This is a genomic window from Tistrella bauzanensis (genome assembly GCF_014636235.1).
In the GTDB taxonomy this organism is placed as follows: Bacteria; Pseudomonadota; Alphaproteobacteria; order Tistrellales; family Tistrellaceae; genus Tistrella; species Tistrella bauzanensis.
On sequence record NZ_BMDZ01000175.1, the window covers coordinates 1 to 1,440 of the forward strand.

General features: G+C 64.2%; 2 protein-coding genes and 1 tRNA gene. All 3 read left to right on the plus strand.

Annotated elements, in window-relative coordinates; all coding sequences use genetic code 11:
* The first annotated feature begins 6 nt into the window (after positions 1 to 6).
* The 3 genes from IEW15_RS25400 to IEW15_RS25410 all read left to right on the plus strand — a co-directional run bounded on the left by IEW15_RS25400 (position 7) and on the right by IEW15_RS25410 (position 1,349).
* Positions 7 to 83 (plus strand) — tRNA-Met (locus tag IEW15_RS25400).
* Positions 84 to 143: 60 nt separating this feature from the next.
* The gene (locus tag IEW15_RS25405) at positions 144 to 302 is read left to right on the plus strand and encodes a DUF736 family protein (RefSeq protein ID WP_188583318.1); all 159 of its coding nucleotides are present in this window, start codon (positions 144 to 146) and stop codon (positions 300 to 302) included.
* A 75-nt stretch (positions 303 to 377) separates the two neighbouring features.
* Positions 378 to 1,349 carry a nucleotidyl transferase AbiEii/AbiGii toxin family protein gene (locus IEW15_RS25410; RefSeq protein WP_188583320.1) on the plus strand — a complete coding sequence of 324 codons (972 nt, stop codon included), beginning with the start codon at positions 378 to 380 and terminating at the stop codon, positions 1,347 to 1,349.
* Positions 1,350 to 1,440: the final 91 nt, after the last annotated feature.

A 1,440-nucleotide genomic window follows, 5' to 3' on the forward strand; every position in this document is an offset into this window, starting at 1 on the left:
ACCCGACGCGGGGTGGAGCAGCCCGGTAGCTCGTCAGGCTCATAACCTGAAGGTCGTAGGTTCAAATCCTACCCCCGCAACCACTTTTGTTATAACTCGCTAGAAATCCAGATCTGACCAGGGCCTCACAAGCTTAACCGTTTGTGGGGCCTTACTTTTTGTCCCTCGAGTTCGCAACCGGCTCGGCGGTCGACGACCCCAGCCTGCCGGAACCCATCAGCGCCGCCCTGTTCCAGTCCGAGGACGGGAACGAGGCGCAGCTCGTGTGGAGCCGGAGGAAGGCGGACGGGACTGCGAAGTAGGCCTTCTATCCTGAGATCGGAGGAAGCCATATTCTCCCCATCGACGTCGTTGAACGCCGCTTCGAGGGACTCTGAATGGCGGCGCCCTCCACCCAAACGCTGCAGCGCATTGCCGATGAGACCGGGCACCAGCTCGGCACGCTCGAAAAGGTGTTGCGCCTCTTGGACCTGCTGCAGGAGATCGCCCGAGATCCGGTCTTGTCGGAGCGCCTCGTCCTCAAGGGCGGGACGGCGCTCAATGTGCTCCACCTCGGTCTCGACCGCCTGTCGGTCGACATCGACTTAAACTACATAGGCGCACTCGACCGGGCCGTGATGGAAACCGAGCGCCCAAATGTCGACGCCGCCTTGAACCGGCTCCTCGTGTCCCAGGGCTACAGCGTCCGCCGTCAGCCCCATGCCGGCGGCAAGTGGCTGTCGCGCTACTCGTCCGCGCTTGGCGGCAACGCGACACTGGAGCTCGATGTCAACTACATGGCGCGCCAGCCCCTGTTCGGCGCGGGCCGCATGGAGTCACGTCCCCTCGGCGAAATGCGGACGAGCGACGTTCTCGTCCTCGATCTCCATGAAATCGTCGCCGGCAAGCTCGTCGCGCTCGTCGACCGGCGTGCCGCGCGCGATCTGTTCGATGCGCGCCGTATCCTGTCGATCGACGGGCTCGACTGGCGCCAGATCAAGGCTGCCGTGCTCGCCATCGGCGCCTGCGGGCGGCGCGATTGGCGGACCATGTCGGTCGATGTCATCAAAGGCGACCCGCGCGAGCTTCGCCAAAAGCTCGCGATCTGCCTGCCGCGCGACCGCTTCGCCGGCAAGGGAGACGTCGATGCGTGGATCGAGGAAACCGTTGCGCTCTGTCGGGAACGGTTCGCCTTCCTGTTCGATCTGACAGCGAGCGAGCGGGAGTTTCTTAATGGCATTCTGGATCGCGGCGAGACCGACCCCGATCTGCTGGACGCGGCGCCTGAAATACGTGCGCGCATTGGCGCCATGCCGATGCTCGCCTGGAAATGCCAGCATGTCCGGAAGCATCGCGGACTGGGCACGTAAGACGACGACGTGAACCGCTCCGGGTTTGCCGGAGGCTGTTTCATTTGAGTCAGGCGGCGATGGTCGCCTGCTCGTGGCCGGCCCACCAGCG

Coding starts and splice junctions, on each gene's coding strand:
- IEW15_RS25410 (WP_188583320.1), top strand. CDS start 378: ATGGCGGCGCCCTCCACCCAAACGCTGCAGCGCATTGCCGATGAGACC.